Source organism: Pseudomonas sp. Teo4 (assembly GCF_034387475.1).
Taxonomy (GTDB): Bacteria; Pseudomonadota; Gammaproteobacteria; order Pseudomonadales; family Pseudomonadaceae; genus Aquipseudomonas.
In genome coordinates, this window is the sequence record NZ_JAXCIL010000001.1 from 1,458,973 (window position 1) to 1,485,259 (window position 26,287).

Sequence of the window (26,287 nt, forward strand, 5' to 3'; positions counted from 1 at the left end):
TTGGCGTTTGGCAGATCGAGCGCCGCCCGCGCGGCGCATCGCGAGCAAGGCTCGCTCCTACGTTTGTTTACGGCCAATAACGCCTGTGACAGGCGCGCGCGACCGCCTTGTGTGTACGACTCGATATTGCGCCATGCGCCAAGGCGTTCGCGCGCAAATCCCACAGGCATAACTGGCCCGAAACAAACGTAGGAGCGAGCCTTGCTCGCGATGCGCCGCACGGGCGGCGCTCGATATACGCACCCACTCAAAAAACCGCGACAGGCACATCGCGGCGACCCCTTCCCAAGATTTCGAGAAGATTACAAAAGGTTCAACGGATAGCTCACGATCAAGCGGTTCTCATTGAAGCTGTTGGTGCTCCCCCAATTACGCCGCAAGGTGGTGTTGCGCCATTTCACGTTCAGCGTTTTCAGCGCACCGGACTGAACGACATAGCCCAGTTCGCTTTCCCGTGTCCACTCCGTGCCGTCCTGGGTGGTAGCGTTGTGCACGTTGTCGCCATGGATATAGCGGTTCATCAGGGTCAAGCCAGGAATGCCCAGCACCACGAAGTTGAAGTCATGGCGCACCTGCCATGAACGCTCCTGGGCGCTGTCGAAGCTGGAGCCGAAGGCATCGTTGGCCAGCGTGCCGCCACTGGCACCATTGACGCGGAACCACTCGTCTTCGCCCATGACCTTCTGCAGCCCGACGTAGAACGTGTTGCCACCGACCTTGGCCGAAAGCAGCCCGGATGCCGTGCGGTTATCCAGCTCGCCGGCCTTGGCGCTGCCATCCTCCTTGCCCCAGAAGTACCCCAGGTTGGCGCCCAGTACCCAGTCGCCCAGCGGTTGCTGGTGCTGCAACTGCACATACTGCTGCTGGTAGATGTCCTTGAGCTCGGCGTTCCACAACCCGACCAGGGTGCGGTCCTGGTTGAAGCGATACTCGCCACCGGCAAAGTTGAAACGGTCGGAGGTGTAGGCGGTGCGGGTGAACAGGCTCATGTCCTGCATGCTGGCGTCGTTGCGCGGGCTGTTCTGGCGGAACTGGCCGCCGTACAGGGTAAGCCCGGCAATTTCGTTGGACGTGAGTTGCGCGCCCTGGAAGGTCTGCGGCAACGAGCGGCCGTCGTCGGCGCGCAGAATCGGCAGCGTAGGCATCCACTCGCCGACCTTGAGTTCGGTTTTCGATAGGCGTGCCTTGCCGGCCAGCGCCAGGCGCCCGAAGTCGTCGGCCGGGCGGCCGTCATCGTGAACGGGCAGCAGTTGGGTACCGGCAGTGCCTTTGCCACCGTCCAGCTTGAGGCTGTACAGGCCCAGTGCATCCACACCGAAACCCACCACGCCGGGGGTGAAGCCGGAGCGCAAGTCGAGGATGAAGCTCTGTGTCCATTCCTCGGCCTTGCCTTGGCTGGCCGTGCCGACGTAGTCGCGGTTCATGTAGAAGTTGCGCAGGTTGAGGCTTGCCTTGGCATCGTCGAGGAAGCCCTCGGCCAGGGCCGGCAAGGGTAGCGCGGCCACCAGGGCCAGGGTGGGGACGAGCGGGTACTTGGGGTGACGCTTCATTATTGTTGTTCTCCAGTGTTGGGCAAAGCGTGGCCCGCCAGCGGCCTCGGGGCGCTGGGGCGGTGGGTCAATGGGGGAAGGGCAGGCCGGACTGTTTACGCCTCGGCCTGCCCGGTGGTGTCAGGTCGCGGCCTTGCCGGCCACCGAGTAGCGCACTTGCTGGTTGCGGGTTTTCATGAAGTCTTCGAGGCTCTGCCCACGCATGGCGGCGTAGATGTCCAGGTTGGACACGCCCAGCACGGCACCGAGTTTTTCCAGTACGAAGAAGATCACCCCGTAATGGATCAGGCCGCGCCAGTCACGACGGCGCAGCAGGTCGCTTTCTTCTTCGCTCAGGCCCGCTTCGTCGTACAGCGCTTCGGGCTCGCTGAGAAAACGCTGGCGCCATTGCGGCTCGATCAGCCGGTGCAGGAATTTGTTCAGCCGGTAACCACGGGCGCTGCGTTCGAGGGTGTAGGGGTAGGTGCCTTCGAGCAGCTCCGCGCCCGCCAGCTGGTGGCGCATCTGTTGCAGATGGCGTTCGTTGACCGGCGCCGGCAGCGCCTGGTCGCGGTTTTCCAGCAGCAAGGTGGCGATACCGGTCATCGACGGCAGGTAATAACCCTGGTGCAGTTTGTCGACGCAACCGGATAGCGCGCCACGCATGATCAGCCAGGTGATCACCTCGGCCCCTTCCATGCCGCCCAGGGTGGCGTACTCGGCCAGAGTCATCTCGGTCAGGCGTTGCGGGTCGTTGACCAGCAGGTCCATGAACTGCGCGTCCCACTCGGGGTTGTTGAAGCCGCAGCGTTCGCCGTGAACCTGGTGCGACACGCCACCGGTGGCGACGATGGCGACCTTGAGGTCCTGGGGGAAGCTCTCGATGGCCCGGCGCAGTGCCTGGCCCAGCTTGTAGCAACGCTTGGCGGTGGGGATCGGCAACTGCAGCACACCCACCTGCAGCGGCACGATCTGTACCGGCCAGCCCTGGTCGTGGGGCAACAGTGCCGACATCGGCGAGAAGAACCCATGGTCAAGCGGCTTGTCGCGGAAGAAGCTCATGTCGAACTCCTCCATCATCAGGCTTTCGCCGATATGCCGCGACAGCGCCGCATGCCCACCGATGGCCGGCAGGTCACGAGGGTTGCCGCCTTCATCGGCCACTTCGTAGCGGTCGTCCACCCCCAGGGTGAAGGCGCTGTAATGGTCGAAGAAGAACGAGGTGACGTGGTCGTTGAAGATGTAGAACAGCACATCGGGTTGGCGCTCTTGCAGCCAGCTGCGAATCGGCTCGAAGCTCTGGAAGATCGGCGCCCAGGCCGCTTCCTGCTGTTTGTCGTGGTCGACCGCAAAGCCGATGGTCGGGGTGTGGGAGACGGCCAGGCCACCTATGATGCGTGCCATGTGGAAATCCTCTGTTTCAGGTTACTGCGCAGCTGCGGCAGCGTTCGCACGGCGACGAGCATGGCCGTTGGCCAGGATCGCCAGCGCAGCGATGAACGCCGGCAAGCCAAGGAAAGTGAACAGCAGTGGCAAGCCCAGGCCCAGGCTGAGCACGGCGCCACCGATCAGCGAGCCGAAAATGGCGCCGAAACGGCCGATGCCGAGCATCCAGCTTACGCCTGTGGCGCGGAACTGGGTGGGGTAGTAGCTGGGGGCGAAGGCGTTCAGGCCGGTCTGTGCGCCACTCATGCAGAAACCAGCGGCGGTAACGCCAATCACCAGCAGGCTCGATTCCAGGCTCAGCGCGCCGAGCGAGACGATGCACAAGCCGCCCAGGGCATAGGCCGTGGCGATGACCCGGTTGGGGTTGCGGCGGTCCATGACCCAGCCGACCACCAGGGCGCCAACGGTGCCGCCCAGCTGGAACAGGCCGGTGATGGTGGCGGCGCGTTCGATTGACAGCCCGCCGTCACGCAGCAGGGTCGGCAGCCAGCCCATGGTCAGGTAGATCACCAGCAGGCCCATGAAATAGGTCGCCCACAGCGCCAGGGTGCCGAAGTGGTAGCGTTCGGTGAACAGCTGGCGTGCCGGCGCCTTCTGGTTGACGGAGGGTTCGGACACAGTGAACTGGGTATCGGCGGCGAAGCGCCCGCCCAGTTTGCCCAGCACCGCGGCAACCTGTTCGGCTGGTGCCTTGCGATTGGCCAGGAAGCGTGCCGATTCCGGCAGCAGCCACCACAGGGCCGGCACCAGCGCCAGGGGCATCAGGCCGCCCGCCAGCAGCACCGATTGCCAGCCATGCTGTGGAATCAGCCAGGCCGCCAGGAAACCGCCTAGCCCCGAGCCCATGTTGAAGCCGGTGAACATCAGGGTGATCAGCAGCGAGCGGCTGCGCTCGGGCAGGAATTCGGCCAGCAGGGTGGTGCAGTTGGGCATGGCCGCGCCCAGCGCCACGCCGGTCAGCAGGCGCAGCGCGGCCAGTTCGTAGGGGCTGCGGGCGAATGCACAGGCCAGGCTCAACACGCTGAAACCGGTGACGGCGATCAGCAGCACTTTGCGCCGTCCAAGGCGGTCAGCGTAGGGGCCGGCGGCCAGGGCACCGATGGCCAGGCCGATCATGCCGGCGCTCATCACCGGGCCGAATGCGGCGCGGGACAGGCCCCAATCCTGCATCAGCGACGGGGCGATGAAGCCCATCACGGCGACGTCGAAGCCGTCGAACAGGACAATCAGAAAACACAACGTGAGGATAAGCCACTGGTAGGCAGCAATAGGGCGGCTGTCGATCCAGTCTTTGACATCGACATGAGGCTTGAGCATCGAGGGTCACCTTTTGTTCTTGTAATGGTGGTGCTTGCCGAGGGGTCGAAATAGCTGATGGAAGCGGCAAGCCCCACGCCGGAATTCGGCGTGAGGTGACTGTAAGGCTTGGAGGGCGGGGGGCGCCTGCGGGATTTTCTTAAGGGGGTATCGGTTTTGCTTATGTGGCTGAGCGGTTGCCCTGGTCGATGCATGCCCTGTGGGAGCGGCCTTGCCGGGACGCCGGACCGGTCGGAAAGGGCTGCGTAGCAGCCCCGGCAATTTTTTAGCGCTGGGAAAATCCGAGGGCTGTTGCGCAGCCTTCATCGCGGCCCAAGGTCGCTCCCACACGTTTGCTCACGGCGATAGGCATAGGTTTCGGCAAAGCGCGAAAGCATGTAGTCGCTGCAGGAAATGGGCGGGTACTTGGCCGGGTTCTGCGCGCTTTGGCAGCCTGGCAGGCAGCTGATCTCGGTATCCGGGTGTGGCTCTGCGAAAAACGGCATGGAGTAGCGGTCCACGCCCATGGGGCTGATCACCCGGTGGGGCGTGGACTTGTAACGGTCGTTGCTCCAGCGCGCCATCATGTCGCCGATGTTGACCACATAAGTACCCTCGATGGGCGGGGCGTCGACCCACTGGCCGCGCACATCCTGCACCTGCAGGCCACCGGTGGCGTCCTGGTACAGCAAGGTCACGCAGCCATAATCCGTGTGCGCGCCGGCGCCTTGCTGCTCGGCGCTGCTCGCGGCCTGGCGCGGCGGATAGTGGATCATGCGGAACACGCTGATCGGGTCGGCGAAGCGCCGGTCAAAGAAGTCTTCCTCGATGCCCAGGGCCAGGGCCATGGCGCGCAGCAAGGTCAGCGACAGTGCGTGCATGTCCTGGTAATGGCCCTGCATCAGCGCTTCCCAGCCGGGAATATCCGGGTGGCGATTGGGCCCGCGCAAGGGTTTGCCGGCCACCACGTCGGGGTGATCGGCGGCCAGGTGAAAGCCCATGTCGAAGGTTTCCTTGAGGTCGCTGGGCTTGCTTGGGTCCAGTTGCTCGGTGGCGATGGCGCCGTAACCACGGTGGTGCGCGGAGCGGGTGATGTCGATGCTCAGCTTGTGTTCATCGGGGCGGGCAAAGAAGTCGACTGCCGCCGCCTTCAGTTCGGCGATGCGCGAAGGTGCAATCGGGTGGCCCTTGATGTAGTAGAAGCCCCATTCGCGGCAGGCGTGGTCGATCTGCCGGGCAACGTCCATCCAGGCGTTGCGGTCTTGGCTGTAGAGCGGGGCGATGTCGATGATGGGCAGCGTGTTCATGGTGGCTCCGGGGGGTAGGTGCTGCGAGTCTTCTCGTACCCAGGGCAGCGGAAAGGGCGCCGGTTGGGCGCCCTGGTGCGCGGTTCTTTCGCGGTGGAAAGGGACGGCGCGTGTTGCGTCGGTTACTGCGGCAGGTTGGCGGTGATGCCTTTGACGTAGTAGTTCATGCCGGCCAGTTCGGCATTGCTGGCCACTGCGCCTGCAGGAATCCGCACTTCACCTTTCTGGTCGAGGATCGGGCCGGTGAAGGGGTGGAAGGCACCGCTCTTGATGCCGGCGATGATCTGCTCGGCCTCGGCTTTCACGTCGGCCGGCACCAGGTCGCTGATCGGCAGCTCGATGGTGCCTTCGGTCAGGCCGCCCCAGTAGTCCTCGGGCTTCCAGTTGCCGTCCATTACCGCCTGGGCGCTGCGGATGTAGTGCGGGCCCCAGTTGTTGACGATGGAGGTCAGCACGGCCTTGGGCCCGAAGTGGGCCATGTCCGAGGCATAGCCGATCGAGTACACGCCACGGCGTTCGGCAGTCTGGATCGGCGCCGGGCTGTCGGTGTGCTGGAACACCACGTCGACGCCTTGGTCGATCAGGGCGTTGGCGGCATCGGCTTCCTTGCCCGGGTCGAACCAGGAATTGACCCACACCACCTTGATTTCGGTGCCGGGGTTGTATTTGTCCAGGGCCAGCTGGATGGCGTTGATGTCGCGGATGACTTCAGGGATCGGGAACGAGGCGATATAGCCGATCTTTTTGCTCTTGGTCATCTTGGCAGCGAGGAAGCCTGCGACGTAGCGGCCTTGATACGAGGTGGCCAGGTAGGTGCCGACGTTCTTGTCCTGCTTGTAGCCGGTGGCGTGCTCGAAGGTGACCTTGGGGAATTGCTTGGCCACCTTGACGGTGGGGTTCATGTAGCCGAACGAGGTGGTGAACACCAGGTTGTAGCCGCCCTTGGCCATGTTGCGGATGACCCGTTCCGCGTCGGCGCCCTCGGCCACGTTCTCGACATAGCTGGTCTGCACCTTGTCGCCGAACTGCTTGATCAGGGCCTGGCGGCCTTGTTCGTGCTGGTAGGTCCAGCCGTGGTCGCCAATGGGGCCGATGTAGACGAAACCGACCTTGAGCGGGTCGGCGGCCTGGGCGCCGAGGGTGGCGACCAGGCCAAGGGCGGCGGCGACACCGCGTACCAGGCTTTTCAGGGAAGGGGTGGACATAGGGTAGAGGCTCCGTGTCTATCGTATTGTTCTACTGGGCCGAAGTTGGCGTTGGGCCTGTTGCAAAAAATTGACCAAGAGGACAATAAGCCGAAAACTTTCTGCACCCCGCATGAAACGTAGGGGCGCGGTGGGCAGAAAGCTGTCGGAGGGGTCAATAAAGGTGCACAGCCGGCCCGCACCGCTTGAAACAGGTGCGCTCAGTGCCCGGCGCGCCAGGGCTGGCCAAGGGACACCGGTGCGTACAGCCGGGTGCGCACGGCATCGCGCGACAACAGCACCAACACCAGGATGGTCGCCACATAGGGCAGCATCGCCAGCAGGTTGGACGGCACGCTGATACCAATGCCTTGCGCCACCAGATGAAGGATGCTGGCCAGGCCGAACAGGTACGCCCCCAGCAGCACGCGCCACACCCGCCAGCTGGCGAACACCACCAGCGCCAGGGCGATCCAGCCACGGCCTGCGCTCATGTTCTCTGCCCACATCGGCGTGTAGGCCAGCGACAGGTAGGCCCCGGCCATGCCGGCCATGGCTCCGCCGAACAGCACGGCCAGTGTGCGCACCCGCAGCACCGGCAAGCCCATGGCGCTGGCGGCATTGGGGTTCTCGCCGACCGCTTGCAGAATCAGGCCCAGCCGGCTCTTGAGCAGCACCCAGGCAATGACCCCGAACAGCACGAACGACAGGTACACCAGCACGTCCTGGTTGAACAGCATGTGGCCAATCAGCGGAATGTCGCTAAGCATGGGGATGGCCAGCGGCTCGAAGCCCGCCAGCGGCTTGCCCACCCAGGCGGTACCGACGAAGGCCGAAAGGCCAATACCGAAAATGGTCAGGGCAAGGCCGGTGGCCACCTGGTTGGCCTGGCAACCCAGGGCCACCAGGGCGAACAACGCCGACAGCAGCATGCCGGCCAGGCAGGCCAGCAGCACGCCCAGCCACAGGCTGCCGGTGGAGAAGGCGACGATGAAGCCGATCACCGCGCCGAACAGCATCATGCCCTCCTGGCCGAGGTTGAGCACGCCGGTTTTCTCGCACACCAGCTCGCCGAGCGCCACCAGCAGCAGCGGGGTGCCGCAGCGCACCATGGCGTAAAGGATGTTACTGACAAGGTCGAGGTCCATGGTCACTCCGATCAGGCGGTGGCTTGTGCGGTGTTCTTCACTGCAACTGGCTTGAGCCAGCGGCCGAGACGCACGCGGTAGAGAATCAGCAGGTCGCAGGCGAGCAGGAAGAACAGCATCATTCCCTGGAACAGCTCGGTCAGCGATTGCGGCAGGTTGAGCGCCATCTGGGCGTTTTCACCACCGAGGTAGAGCAGTGCCATGAGCAGGCCGGCAACCAGGATGCCCAACGGGTTGAGGCGGCCAAGGAAGGCGACGGTGATCGCCGCGTAGCCATAGCCTGGCGACACTTGCGGCACCAGCTGGCCGATGGGCCCGGTTACTTCGCAGACCCCGGCCAGGCCCGCCAGCGCGCCGCTGATCAGCAGGGCTAGCCACACCAGGCGTTTCTCGCGAAAGCCCATCAACCCCGCGGCGCGGCTGTCCAGGCCCAGTACCCGTACCTGGAAGCCCATGAAGCTGCGCGACAACAGCACCCACACCGCGACGGCGGCCAGCAGCACCAGGTAAACACCACCGTGCAGGCGCACATCCTCGAACAGCGTCGGCAGCCGGCTGGCGTCGCCGAACATGGCCGACTGCGGGAAGCTATAGCCGTCGGGGTCTTTCAGCGGGCCATGCACGAAGTACAGCAGCAGGTTCAGGGCGATGTAATTGAGCATGATGGTGGTGAGGATTTCGTTGGCGTTGAAGTGCGTGCGCAACCACGCCGCCAGTGCCGCCCACACGGCGCCGGCCAGCACGCCGGCCACGATCACCAGCACCAGTGCCCACGACGAGGTCCAGTCGATGATGTTCACCGCCAGCGCGCTGCCGGCCAGGGCGCCGATCAGCAGTTGGCCTTCGGCGCCGATGTTCCAGATGCGCGCCTGGTAGGCCACCGACAGGCCCAGGGCGCACAACAGGATGGGGATGGCCTTGATCAGCAGTTCGCTCAGGCCGTAAAGGTCCTGCACCGGTTCGATCAGCAAGGTATGGAAGGCCGCCAGCGGGTCATGGCCGAGTGCGGCGAACAGCAGGGCGCCACTGAGCAGTGTCAGCAGGCCGGCCAGCAGCGGCGACAGCAGCAAGTGGCGACGCGACTGCTGCAGGCGAGGTTCGAGGGTCAATAGCATGGGCTTCTCTTCAGGCGGCAGCAGGGTTGTCGAATTGGCCGGCCATCCAGCGGCCGACTTCGGTGAGGGTGGTGTGCGCGGTGGCCTTGAGCGGCGACAGGCGACCGCCGCACAGGGCGCCGAGGCGGTCGCTGATCTGGAACAGCTCGTCGAGGTCTTCGGAAATCACCAGAATCGCCGCCCCGGCGTCGCGCAGGGCGATCAGCTCGCGGTGGATGGTGGCCGCCGCGCCGACGTCCACGCCCCAGGTCGGGTGTGCAGCCACCAGCAATTTGGGTTGCTGCAGCACTTCACGGCCGAGGATGAACTTCTGCAGGTTGCCGCCAGACAAGCTGCGGGCCGGGGTGTGGATGTCCGGGGTCTTCACCCCGAAGCGCTGCACGATGCGTTCGGCCAGGGCCAACACGCGGCTGCGGCGAACCATGCCGTGCTCCACCAGCCCTTGGTGAAACGAGGACAGCAGCGCGTTGTCGGCCAGGCTCATGTCCGGCACCGCGCCGTGGCCCAGGCGCTCGGCGGGAACGATGGCCACGCCAAGGCGGCGGCGCTCGTCCGGGTGCAGGTTCGCCATGGGTTGCTGGTCGAGGGTGATGCGCTCGCGTTCGCTTCGCGGCAGGCGGGCTTCGCCGGAAAGCAGCGCCAGCAGTTCATCCTGGCCGTTGCCGGCAACCCCGGCGATGCCGACGATTTCGCCACTGCGCACCTCCAGGCGCAGCTGGCCGAGCGAGGTGCCGAACGGGTCGAGGTTGCGCCAGCTGAGGTCATCCACGCGCAGACGCACCTGCCCGCCATCCACTTTCGGGTAGCTGGCTTCCAGGCCTTCGGCGTCGCCGACCATCAACCGCGCCAGTTGCAGGTCGCTGCATTCACGCGGCACGCAGGCCCCAGAAACACGGCCGCCGCGCAGCACCGTGGCGGTGTCGCACAGGGCACGCACTTCACCTAGCTTGTGGCTGATGAACAGGATGCTGCAGCCCTCGGCCGCCAGGGCGCGCAGGGTGACGAACAGCTCATCGACTTCCTGCGGGGTGAGCACCGAGGTTGGCTCGTCGAGAATCAACAGACGGATGTCCTGCATCAGGCAGCGAACGATCTCCACCCGCTGGCGCTCGCCAATCGACAGACTATGCACCAGACGCTCCGGCGCCAGGCCCATGCCGTAGCGTTGCGACACTTCGCGAATGCGTGGCTCCAACTGCTTTGGCGTACCAGCTTCAGGGCCCAGGGCCAGGGCGATGTTCTCGGCCACGGTGAGGGTCTCGAACAGCGAAAAATGCTGGAACACCATGCCAATGCCCAGTGCCCGCGCTTGCGCCGGGTCACGTACCTGCACACGCTGGCCTTGCCACAGCACCTCGCCACTGTCGGGGGCGGTGACGCCGTAGATGATCTTCATCAAGGTGCTTTTGCCAGCGCCGTTCTCACCCAGCAGGGCGTGGATTTCGCCGGGGTGGATGCTCAGGTCGATGCGGTCGTTGGCCAGGGTGCCCGGGTAGCGCTTGGTGATGGCGCGCAGTTCAAGGCGTAACGGCGGGTTGGAAGGGGACATGAGGCAGCTCGCTGTGGGTGTGCGGGGGCGTGTCTCGTGGGTGAAGCAAAAACATGGCCAACTGGTCAGGTTGTTGGGTGGCGCCTGGTGTAGAGGGGCTGTTGCAACGATGGGGGAGGCTGCGGATGGCGTGTTTGCGAGGGAATGGTGCGCGTGGCTGCTCCGTGATGGTGCGGGTGTTTTTGCGCATTATTGTGTGGGAATTGGCCGGTGATTGAGTGAGGGGCGCGGAGTGCCCGTCTTTAGTGTGTTGTCGCCTGTGAGATCGAGCGCCGCCCGCGCGGCGCATCGCGAGCAAGGCTCGCTCCTACGTTTGTTTCGGGCCAGTAACGTCTGTGAGAGGCGCGCGCGACCGCCTTGTTTGTACGACTCGATATCAAGCCATGCGCCAAGGCGTTCGCGCGCAAATCCCACAGGCATAACTGGCCCGAAACAAACGTAGGAGCGAGCCTTGCTCGCGATGCGCCGCGCGGGCGGCGCTCGATCTCACAGACGCTAAAAATGTTGTGGCAAGCACCCACTGCCACACCCCACACCACCCTACAGCACCTGCGCCGCGTTACGTATCGCATCCAGCAGCATCAAAAACGCCGGGTTGTCGTTGTCTTCACGCCACACCAGATGCAGCTCGCTCTGCACGCCCGCCGCCAGCGCCACCTCTCGAAACACCACATTCTTGAACGCCACACTGCTGGCGCAGCGGGGCACCAGCGCAAGCCCCATGGCCGCGTTGACCAGCGCCAGGATGGTCAGCGACGAGCCCAGCCACTGAACGTACTGCGGTGTCACCTGGGCCGAACGCAACATGCCGGTGAGCAGTTCGTTGAACGGCGGATAGGCGTTGTGCGAATACATCAGGAACGGCTCGCCATCGAGGTCGCGCAGTGACGGGGCGGGCGCCTCGGCCAGTGGGTGCTCGCGGTGCACCGCCAGCACGAAGGGTTCGCGCACCAGGCATTCGTTGACGTAGCCCGGCTGCTGCAGCGGCGAACGCACGATGCCCAGGTCCACCTGCCGCGCCCGCAGCGCCTCGTGTTGCTGGTAGGTGTTCATCTCGAACAGTTCGATCTTCACCTGCGGCTGCTTGAGCCGTGCCTCGGCGATCACCTTGGGCAAAAATTCGTACACCGCGCTGCCAACGAAGCTGATCGCGACACTGCCAATGTCACCGGCGGCGAAGCGGCGGGCGGCGATGGCGGCCTGTTCGGCCCGCTCCAGCAGGTTCTGCGCCTCGATGAAGAACGCCCGCCCGGCGGCAGTCAGGGCCACGCTGCGGGTACTGCGGGTGAACAGTTCGACCCCCAGGTGATGCTCCAGCAGCTGGATCTGCCGGGACAACGGCGGCTGGGTCATGTTCAGGCGTTCGGCGGCGCGGCGAAAGTTCAGTTCGGTGGCCACGGTGGTGAAGCAGCGAAGCTGGGTCAGTTCAAACATTGATCCAATCCGGGTATCAATCACATGCCAGGTTAGATTAGACGGCAACAATCACCCCGTCCATCATCCCACCAGACAACAACAAAACGATCGGAGCCTTCCCTTGACTACCGAATCCTGCGCGGCGCTCGAGCGCGCCGCCACCAAGGTCAAACGCCATGTCCTGCCGCTGTTCGTGGTGATGTTCATCGTCAACTACATCGACCGGGTCAACATCGGTTTCGTGCGCAGCCACCTGGAAGTCGACCTGGGCATCGGCGCTGCGGCCTACGGCTTGGGCGCTGGCTTGTTCTTCGTCGGCTATGCGCTGTTCGAAGTGCCCTCCAACCTGCTGCTGCAACGCTACGGTGCCCGCGCCTGGCTGACTCGGATCATGGCCACCTGGGGCCTGGCGGCAATGGCCATGGCATTCGTGCAAGGGCCCACCAGCTTCTATGCGCTGCGCTTTCTGCTGGGTGTGGCGGAGGCCGGGTTCTTCCCGGGGGTGATCTACTACTTTACCCAGTGGCTGCCAGCGGCCGAGCGGGGCAAGGCGATGGCGCTGTTCCTCAGCGGTTCGGCCATCGCGTCGGTGATCTCGGGGCCGGTGACCGGCGCGCTGTTGCACATCGAAGGCCTGGGCCTGCATGGCTGGCAGTGGATGTTCCTGATCGAAGGCGGCGCCTCGATCGTGCTGTGCTTCTTCGTCTGGGCCTGGTTGCAGTCCCACCCAAGCCAGGCGCGTTGGCTGAGCGACGAAGAAAAGGCCGCACTCACCGAGGCCATCGCTGAAGAGCAACGCACTCGCGAAGCCACCCACAGTGTCCGGCCTTCGTTGCTGCGCCTGCTGGGTGACCGGCAGATCGTGCTGTTCTGTTTCATCTATTTCGCCATCGCCCTGACCATCTACGGCGCAACGTTCTGGCTACCGAGCATGATCAAGCAGATGGGCGTGCGCGACGACTTCATCGTCGGGATGTTCAACTCCGTTCCGTGGATCATCTCGATTGTGGCCATGTATGGTTTTGCCGCCCTGGCGGCACGCTTTCGCCACCAGCAGGCCTGGGTAGCCACGGCGCTGACCATCGCCGCGCTGGGCATGTTCCTGTCCACCAGCGGTGGGGCGGTGTTCGCCTATGTCTCCATCTGCTTCGCGGCAATCGGCTTCAAGGCGGCGTCGGCACTGTTCTGGCCGATTCCACAGGGGTACCTGGATGCGCGCATCGCTGCCGCGGTCATCGCCCTGATCAACTCCCTGGGCAACCTCGGCGGCTTCGTCGCCCCGGCCACCTTCGGCTTCCTGGAGCAAAGCACCGGCTCCATCGAAGGCGGTTTGTACGGGCTGGCAGGCACCTCGATGCTGGCCGCGGTGCTGGTGTTCTTTGCCCGCACCACACCGCGCCCAGGCCCGGCTGCCGAGCCGCTGCCCTCCATTTCCTGCCAAACCCTGACCAAGTGAGCCTCGAACGTGAAAATCACCCGTGTAACCGTGACGCCAATCGCCTTCCGCGACCCACCCTTGCTCAACGCCAGCGGCATTCATGAACCCTGGGCGCTGCGCTCGATCATTCAGATCGAAAGCGACAACGGCCATGTCGGCCTGGGTGAAAGCTACGGCGACGCCCCGGCCTTGGCGATGCTCGAAGCCGTCGCCCCGCAACTGGTCGGGCTCGACCCGTTCGACCTCAATGGCCTGCGGCGTATCGTCCAGACCACGGTGGCCGCGCGCCGGCCCAGCAGCCTGCCTGGTGCGGAACTGGCGCCGGGCTCCCACGCCAGCAAGGCGGTGGCCAATGCCCATTCGGCCTTCGAGGTGGCCTGCCTGGACCTGCAGGCCCACCATCTGAACGTACCCCTGGTGGACTTGCTGGGCGGCGCCGTGCGTGACCGCGTGCCGTTCTCCGCCTACCTGTTCTTCAAATACGCCCAGCACAAGGACTCCCCGTACACCCCGGACAACTGGGGCGAGGCACTGAGCGAAGAGCAGATCGTCGCCCAGGCCGCCCGCATGATCGAGGCGCATGGTTTCGGCAGCATCAAGCTCAAGGCCGGCGCGTTGGACCCGGAGCACGAAGTGGCCTGCATCAAGGCCTTGAAGCGGGCCTTCCCCAACCACCCGCTGCGTATCGACCCGAACGGCAACTGGTCGCTGGACACCGCGCTGCGCATGGCCGAGCTGCTGGGCGATGACCTGCAGTATTACGAAGACCCCACACCGGGCCTGGATGGCATGGCGGCGCTGCACCGTGAAAGCGGGCTGAAGCTGGCCACCAACATGGTGGTGACCGACTTCGACGAGCTGCGCCGCAGCGTCGCGCAGAACAGCGTGCAGATCGTGCTGGCCGACCACCATTACTGGGGTGGCCTGCGTGACACCCAGCACCTGGCGAAAATGTGCGAAACCTTTGGTCTGGGCCTGTCGATGCATTCCAACTCGCACCTGGGCATCAGCCTGATGGCCATGGCCCATGTCGCCGCCGCCACACCGAACCTGGACTATGCCTGCGACACCCACTACCCATGGCAGGAGCCGGACGAGGAAGTGATCAAGGGCGGCAAGCTGCCGATTGTCGAGGGCTGCGTGAAGATCACCCGCGCACCGGGACTGGGTGTGGAACTGGACCCGCATCAGCTGGCCAAGCTGCATGAGCAGTACCTGGGCTGTGGCATCCGCCAGCGCGACGACGTGCGCGAGATGCGCAAGTACAAGCCCGACTGGCAGGCGGTCAAGCCACGCTACTGATTCGGCTCTGGCGCTCCAAGGGGATGCTTGCGACACTTCACCCACTGTGAAGCCTTCCACGTGTCCATCCTTTGGAGCCCCCATGATCAAAACCGGTGACCTGCTGCCTGAAGTAACGCTCCACGAGTACAGCGACGGGCAGGGTGCCTGCCCGATCGGCCCGCAGGCGTTTTCGCTGCACGAGCGCTGCCGAGGCAAGCGGGTAGTGATCTTCGGCCTGCCGGGTGCGTTCACCCCAACCTGTTCGGAGCGTCATGTGCCGGGTTACCTGGAGGCGGCGAAAGCGTTGTTTGCCGCTGGCGTGGATGAAATCCTCTGTGTGGCGGTGAACGATGCCTTCGTGATGAACGCCTGGGGCAAGACCTTCCCGGTGCAAGGCGAGGTCGGCATGATCTCGGACGGCAACTGTGCACTCACCGATGCCTTGGGGCTGGCCCAGGACAGTTCGGCCCGCGGCATGGGCCGCCGTTCGCAGCGCTATGCCTTGCTGGCCGATAACCTGGTGGTGCGGCGCATCGAAGTCGATGCACCGGGCAAGCTGGACGTCAGCGATGCGCAGAGCATGCTGAAGTTCCTGGGCGAGGGTGGCGCAGCCTGAGCATCAAGCTCTTTTAGCCGCTCTACTCAACTTGGAGGATTCTCAATCGCCCGCCATGGCTTAGATGTGGGCTGCCACTTTCGGCTGCCCACGATCGAACCACGCGCATGAACGAGATCCTCACCCACCGCAGCGCCGGTGTGCTTACCGTCAGCTTCAACCGCGCACAGCGCAAGAACGCCATCACCAGCTCGATGTACCAGACCCTGACGCAAACCTTGCAGGCTGCCGCACAGGACAGCGAAGTCCGCGTGGTGCTGTTGCAAGGCGACGCAACGGTGTTCACGGCCGGCAACGATCTGGGCGACTTCATCGACAACCCGCCGCTGGACGCCCAGGCGCCTGTCTGGAGGTTCCTGCATGCGCTCAACGATTTCCCCAAGCCGCTGATTGCGGCAGTGTGCGGGGTGGCGGTGGGTATCGGCACCACCTTGTTGCTGCATTGCGACCTGGTCTACGCCGCCAGTGACGCCCGCTTCAGCCTGCCGTTCGTCAACCTCGGGGTCAGCCCGGAGGGCGCTTCCAGCCTGCTGCTGCCGCGCCTGATGGGTTACCCGCGTGCAGCCGAAGCCTTGCTGACCGGCGAGCCGTTCGACGCCGAGTTCGCCCTGCGTGCGGGCCTGGTCAACCAGCTGCTGCCTGCGGACCAGGTGCAGGATTGGGCGCTCACCCAGGCACAGAAGATCGCGCAAAAGCCTGCGGCGGCTGTCGCCGAGGCCAAGCGCTTGCTCAAGCGGGGTGTTCAGGGCGCGGTGCACGCGTGCATCGATGAGGAAGCGCAGGTTTTTGCCCGACTGTTGCAGGAAGATACAGCGCAAACTGCCATTGCGGGGTTCAGCCGAAGGTTGCGTTAAGCCTGATATCAGGGCCGCCTTGCGGCCCATCGCAGGCTCTGCCAGCTCCCACATTTGAAATCACCACAATACCCGTAGGAGCTGGCGTAGCCTGCGATGGGCTGCGTAGCAGGCCCAATAACGCTAACTGACAGGCATCACGCCAAGCCCTGCCTCACTCCGCAGGCAAGGCCTGTTGCCGGCTCTGCTCGCGGCTGTGACCGAGCGTCCTGATCAGTAGCAGCACCGCACCCAGCACCGGAAGGCTCACCAGCAGCAAGGCATAGCGCAGCGACTGCTGGCCGAACACCGGCTGCAGCAGATCGCTGACCAGACCCGTCAACAACGGCCCGACACCAATTCCCAACAAGGTGCTGACAATGGTCTGCAGCGCCATCGCGGTCCCCCGGCGTTGCGGCGGCACCAGTTGCGTGACCAGGTTGTAAGACGGCGCAACCCACCACACCGCAAAAAAGCTGTACAGCGCGCACCAGAGCATGGCCGCCGGCACCGGCAAGGCCCCCAGCTGCATCAGCAGGTCGGCAGGCCACAGCAGGTAGGTGCTCAGCGCTGTCATTGCGGCAAGGTGCCCGGCAATCGGCAGTGTCAGCTGCCAATGGGCGGCTCGGCGCGCGAGGCGGTCGCTCAACCAGCCGCTGAACAGCCCACCGAATCCGGCCGCCGTACCGCAGACCACACCCGCCAGCATGCCCGCGTCCTGCAGCGACAGGCCGTGGGAGCGCACCAGGAAACTGGTGTTCCACATCGCCACCGCGTAAGACCCCAGCGTGGTCAACCCGCCAGCCAGGATCAGCCAGCGATAGGGCGCAAGCGCCCACAGTATCCGCGCTTCGGCGCCAAGGCCCAGGCGCGCGTTTGGCGCAGGGTGGGCGACAAGGTCCCAGCGGCCCCGTTGCGGGTCACGCACCAGCGCCAGCACTGCGGCGAAGGCGAGGGCGGGCAGGGCCAGGGCGACGAATGCCGTGCGCCAGCCATGGTGTTCGACGACCCAGGCGCCGATGCTCAGGCCGATGATCGAGGAAAAGGTCGGCGCAGCGGTGAAACAGCTGATGGCGAACGAACGCCGCTGCGGTGGGTAGAGGTCGGCGATCAGCGACAGCGAGGCCGAGGTGGTCGGCGACTCGCTCACCGCCACCAGCATTCGCGCCAGCGCCAGCACCAGGAAGCTGCCTGCCAGCCCGCATGCCATGGTGGCCAGCGCCCAGAGCAGGCAGGCCGCGGCCAGCAGGCGCGTGCGCGGCAGGCGATCCACCAGCCTGCCCGCAGGCAAGCCGAGCACCGCGTACATGGCGGCGAAGGCCAAGCCGGAGATCAGGCCCAGCGCGGTGTCGCCGACGCCGAACTCGGCCTTGATGGGCTCGATCATCACGGCCAGGATCTGCCGGCCCACGAAGTTGTCGGCGAACACCGCCGCCAGCAACATCAGCAGGCCATGGCTGCGCCAGCCGACCGCCGTCGGCGGCAGCGTCGGCACCGCAGTGTTCACCGTGGCGCCCAGAGATCAGGCAAACCGGGGTCGCTGACCACGATCAGGCGCTTGAGCAGCACCTTCAATGCCTGGGCGTCCGCCTCGCCAAGCTTGGCGGTCAGTTCTTCCTCCACCACCTTGGCCAGCGCCACTTGCTGCAACGAGATTTCGCGGCCTTTGGCGGTGAGCACGAAGCGCAACTGCGCGCCTTCGCCCTCGATGGCGACCAGGTCCTGGCGCTCGAGGAAGCGCATGCCCGCCAGCGTGACTACATGGCCGGTGTAGCTGACGAAGGTGTTGATTTCCGCGAGGCTGAGGTTGTCGCGAATCGACAGTACGGCCAGCACGAAGAACGCCTGCTCGTCGAGCTGCTGGTTGCTCAGCAGGTGACGCAGCAGGTTCAACACCTGGTAGTGACCACGGCCAAGCAGGTAGCCGAGCAGGTCTTCGGTGTAGCTGCATTCCGGCGGCGGCGGGGTGGTGGCCAGGCGCAGCTCGCTGCGTGGCTTGCGCGTGGCCAGGGCGTACTGGCCGCTTTGGAACGCCAATGGCGCACGGTCGCTGTGGTCGAACGCCAGCACTTCGCCAACGAAGATCACATGGTCGCCACCTTCGTACTGGAACGCCGTGCGGCACTGGAAACGTGCCGTGCAGTCCTGCAGCAGAGGGGCATCGCTGATGCCGTCGTCGAGTTCGATTTCGGCGAACTTGTTCTCGCCCTGGGTGGCGAAGCGCCCGGACAATTTCTCCTGCTCGATGGACAACACATGCACGTTCCAATGCTTGCCGCTGCTGAACACCGGCAGGCTGCGCGCTTGCTTTGACAGGCTCCACAGCACCAACGGCGGGTTGAGCGACACTGAGTTGAAGCTGTTGGCGGTGATGCCGACCGGCGAGCCGTCTTCGGCCTGGGAGGTGATGATGGTGACGCCTGTGGTGAAGGTGCCCAGCGCTGCGCGGAAGGCCTGGGGGTCGAAACCGGTATGTTGTGTTGCCATGGCTGGCCTCGTGGGGTGGATTTTTTGTGCTGCCAGTATTGGATGGCCGGCCCCCTTGGGCATCGTCTCAACGGACTAACGCTTTTGCTCGATTCTGGTCCGATCGGACGAGGCGCTAGCCCGCGTCCCATGGCTAGTGTGGCGTCATGCGCAACGAGCGCAGCCACCAGCCAGAGGAGACACGCATGCAACCCGTTCCGTCATCGGTCCAGGCGCTCGGCAGCCTGTTGTCACGGCAGAAGGACGCCTTCAACACAGAGGGCGCGGTCACGGCCGAGCGCCGTCGCCAACGTATCCAGCAAGTTATCGACCTACTGGTGCGCCACCATGAAAGCCTGACCGACGCCATCGACCAGGACTTCGGTGGCCGCCCCGCCGGCTTTAGCTTGATGAACGATGTGCTCGGGGCGCTGGCAAGCCTCAAGCACGCCAGGGACCACCTGCAGGCCTGGATGCAGGATGAGCCCAGGCCGGTGTTCACCCCCTACGACCAGCTGGGCGCCAAGGCCTGGGTGCGTTATCAGCCCAAAGGCTCGGTGGGCATCATCGGCACCTGGAATGCGCCGTTGTACACCTTGTTCAGCCCCTTGGCGTCGGCGCTGGCCGCAGGCAACCGGGCCATTCTCAAACCATCCGAGGTGTTGCCACGAACTGCCGCGCTGGTGGCTGAGTTGTGCGCGGAACATCTCGACCCGCTGGAGGTGGCCGTGGTGACCGGTGATGCCGAGCTGGCCGAGGCCTTCACCGCCCAGCCGTTCGATCACCTGGTATTCACCGGCAGCACCGCCATTGGCCGCTCGGTGATGCGCAATGCAGCGCAGCACCTGGTGCCGGTGACGTTGGAGCTGGGCGGCAAGTCGCCAGTGCTGCTGTCGCGCAGCGCCGACCTGGGCAAGGCGGCGTTCAGCATCGCTGCGGCCAAGGCCACCAACGGCGGGCAAATCTGCATCAACCCGGACCTGGTGTATGTGCCGCGGCCCTCGCTTGAAACCTTCCTGGTTGCGCTGCGCGAGGCCTACTGCGCGCTCAACCCGACCGCCAGCGGCAACCCGGATGTGGTGGCGGTGGTCAATGCCAGGCACCTGGCGCGGGTGGAAGACCTGGTGCAAGGCGCTCGGCAGCTGGGGGCGAGAATAGAGTCGATGCCGGAATCGGGCGAGGGTGACGACCGGCGCCGGCCATTGCGGGTAGTGGTCGACCCAGCGCAGGACGCACGGATCATGCACGAGGAAATCTTCGGCCCGGCGATGGTGGTGTTGACCTATGAGTCTGTTAGTGAAGTCATCGCCCAGATCAACGCCCGGCCACGCCCGCTGGCGTTGTACTACTTCGGCGCCGATGCGCAGGAACAGCAGCAGGTGCTGGACCACACCCTGTCCGGTGGTGTGACATTGAACGACGTGATGCTGCACGCCGCGATGCACGATGCGCCATTCGGGGGTGTCGGCGCCTCCGGCATGGGGCATTATCACGGACGCGAAGGGTTCCTTGAATTCAGCCACCTGCGCACGGTGTTTCAGGCGCCAGCCCACGACCCGCGCCGCGAATGGGGCCTGTTGCCACCCTACGGCGAGCACTTCCTCGCCGCCATGCTGGCCCAGGTGACCGCCGACTGATGAACCACCACAACAATAATAAACAGGACACCAAGACCTTTATGCCTACTGACCCGCAAACCACCGATACCGACTCACCGGCCTCTTGGCCACGACGCAGCGTGCTCAAGGCCGGCGCCGTGGCCGTGGGCGCAGGGCTGCTGGGGCGCTTTGCGTCCGCCGCCAGCGCTGGCCTTTCAGCCAACGATTATCAGGGCCTGGATGCCTGGGCCATGGCCGAAGCGGTGCGCGCCGGCAGCCTCAGCGGCGAAGAGCTGCTGGCGGCGGCCCTGGCCCGCTGCGCTTTGGTCAACCCCAAGGTCGCAGCCGTGAACATGCTGCACGAAGACTATGCACGCACACTGCTCAGCCAGCGCCGAAGCGCCGGTAACAGCGCCCAGGGCGCATTGGCCGGCGTGCCAATTCTGCTCAAGGACCTCAACACCTACCTGCAGGGCACTTCGACCAGCAACGGCTGCCGACTGTTTCGCGATGCCCCACAGGCCACCTTCACCAGCACCTTGATTGCCCGCTACGAGCAGGCCGGTGCGGTGCCGTTCGGCAAGACCACTTGCCCCGAGTTCGGCCTGACCACCACCACCGAATCGCTGCTCTGGGGGCAGACGCGCAACCCGTGGAACCTGGCCATGAGCGCCGGCGGTTCTTCCGGCGGTGCGGCAGCGGCGGTCGCGGCCGGCATCGTCCCGGTGGCCCACGCCACCGATGGCGGCGGCTCGATCCGTATTCCTGCCTCTTACTGCGGCCTTGTGGGGCTCAAGCCCAGCCGCTACCGAACCCCGAGCGGTCCGGCGCACTACGAGGGCTGGTTCGGCGCCAGCGTGGGCAACGTGGTGTCGCGCAGCGTGCGCGATACCGCGCTGTTCCTGGACGCCGGGCAAGGTCACGAGCCAGGCAGCGCCTACTGGAGCGCGCCACTGGCACGGCCCTACGTCGAAGAATTGCGCCGCGAGCCAGGCAAGCTGCGTGTGGCGGTGGTGCGCCAGTCATTGACCGGCGCGCCGCTGGACGCCGCCGTGGCCGCGACGCTGGAACAGACCATCAAGCAATTGCTGGGGCTGGGTCATGAGATCGAGGAACTGCAACTGGCCATCGACCCCCGCGAGCTGTTCGGTGCCCATGGCACGGTGATCGGCACGGCGCTGCTGAACCTGGTGCATGAGCGCGAGCAGGCGTTGGGGCGCACGGCCACGCCGCAGGACCTGGAGCAGATCACCCAAGTGGTGCTCAAACGCGCCCAGGCCGTCAATGGCGTGGGCATGTACCAGGCTCGGCAGAGCTTCGAGCGCATCGGCGCGGCCATGGAGCGCCCCTTCGAGCGTTTCGATGTGATCCTCTCGCCGGTCACCGCCAACCTCACCCCCGCGCTGGGCCAGCTCAGCCTCGACCAGCACTGGGACAGCTACGCCCAACGGGCCATGGGCAGTGCCGGGTTCACCGTGCTGGCCAATGTCAGCGGCCAGCCGGCGATTTCCCTGCCTCTGGGCCAAAGCGACAGCGGCCTGCCGGTGGGCATGTTGTTCACCGCGCGGCTGGGCGCCGAGGACGTGCTGCTGCGTCTGGCCAGCCAGTTGGAGCAGGACCGTCCCTGGGCTGCGCGGCGGGCGGTGCTGTAGCGGCGGGCGCCTAGTCCGCTTTGACGATGAGTGTGTGTCGGCCAGCGCCGAAGATGGGATGCACGCCACCAGCAACCGCACGACGGTGCTGGTGGCATCTCCCTGACCTTAGCGAATGGCACAACAACAATGACGGCTCAAGATCAGTCTCACACCCAATACGACGTGATAGTGGTCGGTTCGGGTGCCGGTGCGATGACCTCGGCGGTGTTTCTCGCCGACCAGGGTTTCAGCGTGCTGGTCCTGGAAAAAAGCGACAAGTTCGGTGGCACGTCAGCGATCTCCGGCGGCGGGATCTGGATTCCCAACAACCACTATTTCGCCCGCCGGGGCGGTAACGACAGCCGCGAGCAGGCCCAGCGCTACCTGACGGCCGCCGCTGGCGACCAGGTCTGCCCGACCCGGCTGCAAGCTTACCTGGACAACGCGCCGAAGATGATCGAGGCGCTGACCCGCACCAGCCGCGTCCGCTACGCGGTGGCTGCGAAATACCCCGACTATTATCCCCACCTGCCAGGCGCCTTGCCCGGTGGTCGCACCCTGGACCCTGAACTGTTCGACAGCAGCCTGCTTGGCGAAGAGCTTGAGCACTTGCGCAAACCCTCGCCCTCGACCCTGCTCATGGGGCGCATTGCCTGGACCGCCCGCGACGCGCACAAAGCCATGGCCCGTGGCTTTGGCTGGCAGTTGCTGATTCTGCGGCTAATGCTGCGCTACAAGCTCGATTTCAAATGGCGACGCAAAAGCCGCTTCGACCGCCGCGCCGCGCTGGGCAGTTCACTGGTGTGCTCGCTGCGCCGTTCGCTGATGGACCGCAACGTACCCCTGTGGTTGAACAGCGACTTCCGCGAACTGATCACCGAGCAAGGGCGCGTGACCGGTGTGCGCATCAGCCGTGAGGGGCGCGACCTTGAACTGCGCGCCCGCCACGGGGTGATTCTGGCGTCCGGCGGTTTCGAGCAGAACCAGGCCCTGCGCGAGCAGTACCTGCCCAAGCCCACGCAAATGACCTGGAGCGCGACGCCGCCCGGCAACAACACCGGTGCCGCGCTGCAGGCCGGCCTGGCCCAGGGCGCCGCCACCGCGCTGATGGACTGGGCCTGGTGGGCACCGACCATCGCCGTGCCCGGAGAAGAGAAGCCCCGTGGTATCTTCGCCGAACGCGCCTTCCCTGGGGCGATCGTGGTCAACGGGCAGGGACTGCGCTTCGTCAACGAGGCCGCACCCTACCTGGAATTCGTCGATGCCATGCATCGCGACAACGCCAGCAGCGGCGGTCGCTCGGTGCCGGCCTGGGTGATCTTCGATGGGCACTTCCGCTTCAACTACGCCATGGGCCCATTGATGCCGGCCCAGGTCATGCCCGACAGCCGCCTGCGCAAAGAGTGGCGCGACACCCTTTACTGGAAGGCCGACACCCTCGACGCGCTGGCCGCGCAGATTGGCGTCGACCCGCAGGGCCTGGCCGGCACCGTGGCCAAGGTCAACGCATATGCCCGCACCGGGGTTGACGAGGACTTCGGCCGCGGTGGCAACGTGTTCGACCGCTACTACGGCGACAGCAACATCAAACCCAACCCGTGCCTGGCACCGCTGCGCAAAGGCCCGTACTACGCCATGCGCCTGGACGCCGGCGACATCGGCACCAAGGGTGGCTTGCTGACCAACGCCCAGGCCCAGGTGGTGCGCGACGATGGCTCGCCGATTGCCGGCCTGTACGCCATCGGCAACTGCTCCGCCTCGGTGATGGGCACCAGTTACCCTGGCGCCGGCGGCACGCTGGGCCCGGCGATGACCTTCGCCTACATTGCCGCCAACCACCTCGCCGCACAGCGCAAGGAGGCCTGATGAACACCAGTGTCACGCCAATTAGCGAGCCGCTGCGGGTGGACGATGCCGACGCCCTGCAATGGCAGGCGCAGTGCGACGTGCTGGTGATCGGCTGGGGCGCCGCAGGGGCCTGCGCCGCCCTGCAAGCCCGCGCCGACGGTGTCGACGTGCTGATCGCCGACCGCTTCACCGGGGGCGGAGCCAGCGCCAAGAGCGGCGGTGTGGTGTATGCCGGCGGTGGCACGGCGCAGCAGCACGCCGCCGGTTTCACCGACACGCCAGAGGCCATGTTCGACTACCTCAAGCACGAAACCCACGGCGTGGTCAGTGACGACACGTTGCGTCGGTTCTGCAACGACAGCGTCGCCAACTTGCAATGGCTGGAAAGCCACGGCGCGCCCTATGCCCACCAGATGCCGCCGGGCGGCAAGACCTCCTATCCGCCTGATGGCGCCTTCCTCTATTACTCGGGGAATGAACTGGTACCGGCCTATGGCGGAGAGCACGCACCGGCCCCGAGGGGCCACCGCACGGTTGGCAAGGGCCAGTGCGGCGCGGTGCTGTACAGCCACTTGCAGGCGGCTTGCCTGCGCGCTGGCGCCCGGCCCTTGTTGCAGGCAGCGGCCAGACGGCTGGTGGTCGACCGTGATGGCCGGGTGATCGGCGCCGAACTTTGGCGCCTGCCACCAGGTAGTAAAGAAGCCCGCGAGCATGCACGGCTAGCGGCCCGCGCCGAACGCCTGCAGAACTTCGCCCCAGGCTATTGCGACCGCCTGCGTCTGCGGGTCAGCGCGCTTGAACAGGCCCACGCCAGGCCTTTTCTGGTAAGGGCTGGCAAGGGCGTGATCCTCAGTACCGGTGGGTTCATCTTCAACCGCGACATGATCAAGGCCCATGCGCCGAAGTTTCGCCGCAACTTCAAGGTTGGCGCCACCGGTTGCGATGGCAGCGGCGTGCGCCTGGGCCTGAGCGTGGGCGCGGCGAGCGACAGGTTGGAACGGGTTTCGGCCTGGCGCTTCATCAACCCGCCGTACAGCTGGCACCGGGGCATCGTGGTCAACCGCAGCGGCGAGCGCTTCTGCAACGAAGAGGTGTATGGCGCCACCCTGGGCCAGCCGTTGATGGAAGAGCAGGGCGGCAATGCCTGGCTGGTGCTCGATGCGCCGCTGCGCAAGCAAGCCCTGCGTGAGGCGTTGTTCGGAGGCTACTGGTGGTTCCAGGCCTTGCCGGCTTTGGTACTGATGCTGCTGGGAGCGCGCAAGGGCAAGCACCTGGCGCAGTTGGCAGTGGCTACCGGCATGCAGGAGCAAACCTTGCGTCAGTCGGTGCTGGCCAATAACGCCGCCGCCAGCGGACAGGCGCCGGATGCCTTTGGTAAATCCACGTCTGGGCGCCAGGTGCTGGAGCAGGGGCCGTTCTATGCCTGCGACATTTCCGTGGGCAACCCGATCTTCCCGCTGGGCGCCTTGACCCTCGGCGGCTTGCGCGTGGATGAGCACACGGGCGCGGTGCTGTACGCCCATGGCCAGCCAGTCGCCGGGCTGTATGCAGCTGGCCGCACAGCGGTCGGCATTCCTTCACATCTGTATATCAGCGGCCTGTCCCTGGCTGACTGCGTGTTCTCCGGGCGTCGTGCCGGAGCCGCGGCGGCCCAGGGCATCAGGTCGACCGTGGACTGCGAGGTGGCGTCATGAGTGAACGTAACGGGCGAGTTCAGGGCAAGGTGGCCCTGGTGACGGGAGGCGCCAAAGGCATTGGCCGAGCCAGTGCGCGCTTGCTGGTCGCGGAAGGTGCGCAGGTGCTGATCAGTGATATCGACAGCCAGGCTGGCGAAGCGCTGGCGGACGAACTGGGCGCTGCCGCCAGGTTCATTCATCACGATGCGGGCAGCGAGGCCGACTGGCAGCGGGTCATGGACCACATCGGTGAGCGCCATGGCCGTCTGGACATCTTGCTCAACAATGCGGGCATGCTGCAGACCGGCAATATAGAAGACACCGAGTTGCAGGACTGGGACCGGATCATGCGGGTCAATGCTGCCAGTGTGTTTCTTGGCTGCCGTGCAGGTATCGGCCTGATGAAGGGGCAAGGCGGGTCGATCATCAACGTATCGTCAGTGGCGGCGTTGGCCGGGCGTGACGATTACCTGGCCTACAGCGCCTCGAAAGGTGCGGTGGCAGCGCTGACCCGCTCGGTGGCCGCGTTCTGCAGGCGGCGCAAGTACCGCATTCGCTGCAACTCGCTGCATCCCGATGGTGTGCTCACCGACATGACTCGGGGAGGTTTCCCGCAAGGTATCGACCCGGCGCGTCTGACCATCGACAGCGACCCGATGAACCGCATGTGCCTGCCGGAGGATGTGGCGGGGAGTGTGTTGTACCTGGCCAGTGATGAGTCGCGGGCGGTGAATGGTGTGGAACTGCGGATCGACAGTGGGCAGTTGGTGATGTCGATTTAGCGGCTCGCAGCGACAGCTTGTCGGCGATGGAGGTGACGCGGTGTCTGGCACCGGCAGCGCCGGTGATCGCCGGCAAGCCGGCTCCCACAGGGATCGCGCCGGCCTTGCGGCCACCGCAGTAC

The 26,287-nt window shown here is 65.3% G+C and carries 20 protein-coding genes; 9 read left to right on the plus strand and 11 right to left on the minus strand.

Features of this window, described 5'->3' with window-relative positions; genetic code table 11:
- Positions 1–302 precede the first annotated feature (302 nt).
- The 9 genes from PspTeo4_RS06815 to PspTeo4_RS06855 form a co-directional block, all read right to left on the minus strand.
- Positions 303–1,550, minus strand: a complete 1,248-nt coding sequence (locus PspTeo4_RS06815) for an OprD family porin (protein WP_322362944.1) — start codon at positions 1,548–1,550, stop codon at positions 303–305.
- A 120-nt stretch (positions 1,551–1,670) separates the two neighbouring features.
- Positions 1,671–2,933 carry a gallate dioxygenase gene (locus PspTeo4_RS06820; RefSeq protein ID WP_322362945.1) on the minus strand — a complete coding sequence of 421 codons (1,263 nt, stop codon included), beginning with the start codon at positions 2,931–2,933 and terminating at the stop codon, positions 1,671–1,673.
- Positions 2,934–2,954: 21 nt separating this feature from the next.
- Complete coding sequence (locus tag PspTeo4_RS06825; protein WP_322362946.1) at positions 2,955–4,292, minus strand: aromatic acid/H+ symport family MFS transporter; 1,338 nt, start codon at positions 4,290–4,292, stop codon at positions 2,955–2,957.
- Positions 4,293–4,594: 302 nt separating this feature from the next.
- Complete coding sequence (locus PspTeo4_RS06830) at positions 4,595–5,578, minus strand: 2-oxoglutarate and iron-dependent oxygenase domain-containing protein (RefSeq protein ID WP_322362947.1); 984 nt, start codon at positions 5,576–5,578, stop codon at positions 4,595–4,597.
- 122 nt (positions 5,579–5,700) lie between these two features.
- A complete protein-coding gene (locus tag PspTeo4_RS06835; RefSeq protein ID WP_322362948.1) occupies positions 5,701–6,783 on the minus strand; it encodes a BMP family ABC transporter substrate-binding protein in 1,083 nt (360 codons plus the stop codon).
- Between the two features lie 200 nt (positions 6,784–6,983).
- On the minus strand, positions 6,984–7,910 hold the full coding sequence (locus tag PspTeo4_RS06840) for an ABC transporter permease (RefSeq protein WP_322362949.1): 927 nt from the start codon (positions 7,908–7,910) through the stop codon (positions 6,984–6,986).
- Positions 7,911–7,921: 11 nt separating this feature from the next.
- A complete protein-coding gene (locus PspTeo4_RS06845; RefSeq protein WP_322362950.1) occupies positions 7,922–9,025 on the minus strand; it encodes an ABC transporter permease in 1,104 nt (367 codons plus the stop codon).
- A gap of 10 nt (positions 9,026–9,035) precedes the next feature.
- Positions 9,036–10,574, minus strand: coding sequence for an ABC transporter ATP-binding protein (locus PspTeo4_RS06850; protein ID WP_322362951.1), 1,539 nt, complete (start codon positions 10,572–10,574; stop codon positions 9,036–9,038).
- A gap of 540 nt (positions 10,575–11,114) precedes the next feature.
- Complete coding sequence (locus PspTeo4_RS06855; RefSeq protein WP_322362952.1) at positions 11,115–12,008, minus strand: LysR family transcriptional regulator; 894 nt, start codon at positions 12,006–12,008, stop codon at positions 11,115–11,117.
- Between the two features lie 181 nt (positions 12,009–12,189).
- Here PspTeo4_RS06855 and PspTeo4_RS06860 point away from each other — a divergent pair, with 181 nt between their 5' ends.
- The 4 genes from PspTeo4_RS06860 to PspTeo4_RS06875 all read left to right on the plus strand — a co-directional run bounded on the left by PspTeo4_RS06860 (position 12,190) and on the right by PspTeo4_RS06875 (position 16,182).
- Positions 12,190–13,446 carry an MFS transporter gene (locus PspTeo4_RS06860; RefSeq protein ID WP_322364804.1) on the plus strand — a complete coding sequence of 419 codons (1,257 nt, stop codon included), beginning with the start codon at positions 12,190–12,192 and terminating at the stop codon, positions 13,444–13,446.
- A gap of 9 nt (positions 13,447–13,455) precedes the next feature.
- Positions 13,456–14,730, plus strand: a complete 1,275-nt coding sequence (locus tag PspTeo4_RS06865) for a glucarate dehydratase family protein (RefSeq protein ID WP_322362953.1) — start codon at positions 13,456–13,458, stop codon at positions 14,728–14,730.
- 82 nt (positions 14,731–14,812) lie between these two features.
- Positions 14,813–15,328 (plus strand): peroxiredoxin, encoded by a 516-nt coding sequence (locus PspTeo4_RS06870; protein ID WP_322362954.1) that lies wholly within the window; start codon positions 14,813–14,815, stop codon positions 15,326–15,328.
- 107 nt (positions 15,329–15,435) lie between these two features.
- On the plus strand, positions 15,436–16,182 hold the full coding sequence (locus tag PspTeo4_RS06875) for an enoyl-CoA hydratase (protein WP_322362955.1): 747 nt from the start codon (positions 15,436–15,438) through the stop codon (positions 16,180–16,182).
- Between the two features lie 154 nt (positions 16,183–16,336).
- Here the strand turns inward: PspTeo4_RS06875 and PspTeo4_RS06880 are convergent, their stop codons facing one another.
- Both PspTeo4_RS06880 and PspTeo4_RS06885 read right to left on the minus strand, forming a co-directional pair.
- Complete coding sequence (locus tag PspTeo4_RS06880; protein WP_322364805.1) at positions 16,337–17,605, minus strand: MFS transporter; 1,269 nt, start codon at positions 17,603–17,605, stop codon at positions 16,337–16,339.
- Between the two features lie 59 nt (positions 17,606–17,664).
- Positions 17,665–18,648 (minus strand): flavin reductase family protein, encoded by a 984-nt coding sequence (locus PspTeo4_RS06885; RefSeq protein WP_322362956.1) that lies wholly within the window; start codon positions 18,646–18,648, stop codon positions 17,665–17,667.
- Positions 18,649–18,833: 185 nt separating this feature from the next.
- On the opposite strand from PspTeo4_RS06885, the gene PspTeo4_RS06890 reads away from it, so the two are divergent.
- The 5 genes from PspTeo4_RS06890 to PspTeo4_RS06910 all read left to right on the plus strand — a co-directional run bounded on the left by PspTeo4_RS06890 (position 18,834) and on the right by PspTeo4_RS06910 (position 26,165).
- Positions 18,834–20,264 carry a coniferyl aldehyde dehydrogenase gene (locus tag PspTeo4_RS06890; protein ID WP_322362957.1) on the plus strand — a complete coding sequence of 477 codons (1,431 nt, stop codon included), beginning with the start codon at positions 18,834–18,836 and terminating at the stop codon, positions 20,262–20,264.
- Positions 20,265–20,305: 41 nt separating this feature from the next.
- The gene (locus tag PspTeo4_RS06895; RefSeq protein ID WP_322364806.1) at positions 20,306–21,877 is read left to right on the plus strand and encodes an amidase; all 1,572 of its coding nucleotides are present in this window, start codon (positions 20,306–20,308) and stop codon (positions 21,875–21,877) included.
- A 129-nt stretch (positions 21,878–22,006) separates the two neighbouring features.
- Positions 22,007–23,725 (plus strand): FAD-dependent oxidoreductase, encoded by a 1,719-nt coding sequence (locus tag PspTeo4_RS06900; protein ID WP_322362958.1) that lies wholly within the window; start codon positions 22,007–22,009, stop codon positions 23,723–23,725.
- Positions 23,725–25,401, plus strand: a complete 1,677-nt coding sequence (locus PspTeo4_RS06905) for an FAD-binding protein (RefSeq protein WP_322362959.1) — start codon at positions 23,725–23,727, stop codon at positions 25,399–25,401. The genes PspTeo4_RS06900 and PspTeo4_RS06905 overlap by 1 nt, the downstream gene beginning before the upstream one ends.
- A complete protein-coding gene (locus PspTeo4_RS06910) occupies positions 25,398–26,165 on the plus strand; it encodes an SDR family oxidoreductase (RefSeq protein WP_322362960.1) in 768 nt (255 codons plus the stop codon). Before PspTeo4_RS06905 ends, PspTeo4_RS06910 begins: the two co-directional genes overlap by 4 nt.
- Positions 26,166–26,287 lie beyond the last annotated feature (122 nt).

Coding starts and splice junctions, on each gene's coding strand:
- PspTeo4_RS06815 (WP_322362944.1), bottom strand. CDS start 1,550: ATGAAGCGTCACCCCAAGTACCCGCTCGTCCCCACCCTGGCCCTGGTG.
- PspTeo4_RS06820 (WP_322362945.1), bottom strand. CDS start 2,933: ATGGCACGCATCATAGGTGGCCTGGCCGTCTCCCACACCCCGACCATC.
- PspTeo4_RS06825 (WP_322362946.1), bottom strand. CDS start 4,292: ATGCTCAAGCCTCATGTCGATGTCAAAGACTGGATCGACAGCCGCCCT.
- PspTeo4_RS06830 (WP_322362947.1), bottom strand. CDS start 5,578: ATGAACACGCTGCCCATCATCGACATCGCCCCGCTCTACAGCCAAGAC.
- PspTeo4_RS06835 (WP_322362948.1), bottom strand. CDS start 6,783: ATGTCCACCCCTTCCCTGAAAAGCCTGGTACGCGGTGTCGCCGCCGCC.
- PspTeo4_RS06840 (WP_322362949.1), bottom strand. CDS start 7,910: ATGGACCTCGACCTTGTCAGTAACATCCTTTACGCCATGGTGCGCTGC.
- PspTeo4_RS06845 (WP_322362950.1), bottom strand. CDS start 9,025: ATGCTATTGACCCTCGAACCTCGCCTGCAGCAGTCGCGTCGCCACTTG.
- PspTeo4_RS06850 (WP_322362951.1), bottom strand. CDS start 10,574: ATGTCCCCTTCCAACCCGCCGTTACGCCTTGAACTGCGCGCCATCACC.
- PspTeo4_RS06855 (WP_322362952.1), bottom strand. CDS start 12,008: ATGTTTGAACTGACCCAGCTTCGCTGCTTCACCACCGTGGCCACCGAA.
- PspTeo4_RS06860 (WP_322364804.1), top strand. CDS start 12,190: ATGTTCATCGTCAACTACATCGACCGGGTCAACATCGGTTTCGTGCGC.
- PspTeo4_RS06870 (WP_322362954.1), top strand. CDS start 14,813: ATGATCAAAACCGGTGACCTGCTGCCTGAAGTAACGCTCCACGAGTAC.
- PspTeo4_RS06875 (WP_322362955.1), top strand. CDS start 15,436: ATGAACGAGATCCTCACCCACCGCAGCGCCGGTGTGCTTACCGTCAGC.
- PspTeo4_RS06880 (WP_322364805.1), bottom strand. CDS start 17,605: ATGTTGCTGGCGGCGGTGTTCGCCGACAACTTCGTGGGCCGGCAGATC.
- PspTeo4_RS06885 (WP_322362956.1), bottom strand. CDS start 18,648: ATGGCAACACAACATACCGGTTTCGACCCCCAGGCCTTCCGCGCAGCG.
- PspTeo4_RS06890 (WP_322362957.1), top strand. CDS start 18,834: ATGCAACCCGTTCCGTCATCGGTCCAGGCGCTCGGCAGCCTGTTGTCA.
- PspTeo4_RS06895 (WP_322364806.1), top strand. CDS start 20,306: ATGCCTACTGACCCGCAAACCACCGATACCGACTCACCGGCCTCTTGG.
- PspTeo4_RS06900 (WP_322362958.1), top strand. CDS start 22,007: ATGACGGCTCAAGATCAGTCTCACACCCAATACGACGTGATAGTGGTC.
- PspTeo4_RS06905 (WP_322362959.1), top strand. CDS start 23,725: ATGAACACCAGTGTCACGCCAATTAGCGAGCCGCTGCGGGTGGACGAT.
- PspTeo4_RS06910 (WP_322362960.1), top strand. CDS start 25,398: ATGAGTGAACGTAACGGGCGAGTTCAGGGCAAGGTGGCCCTGGTGACG.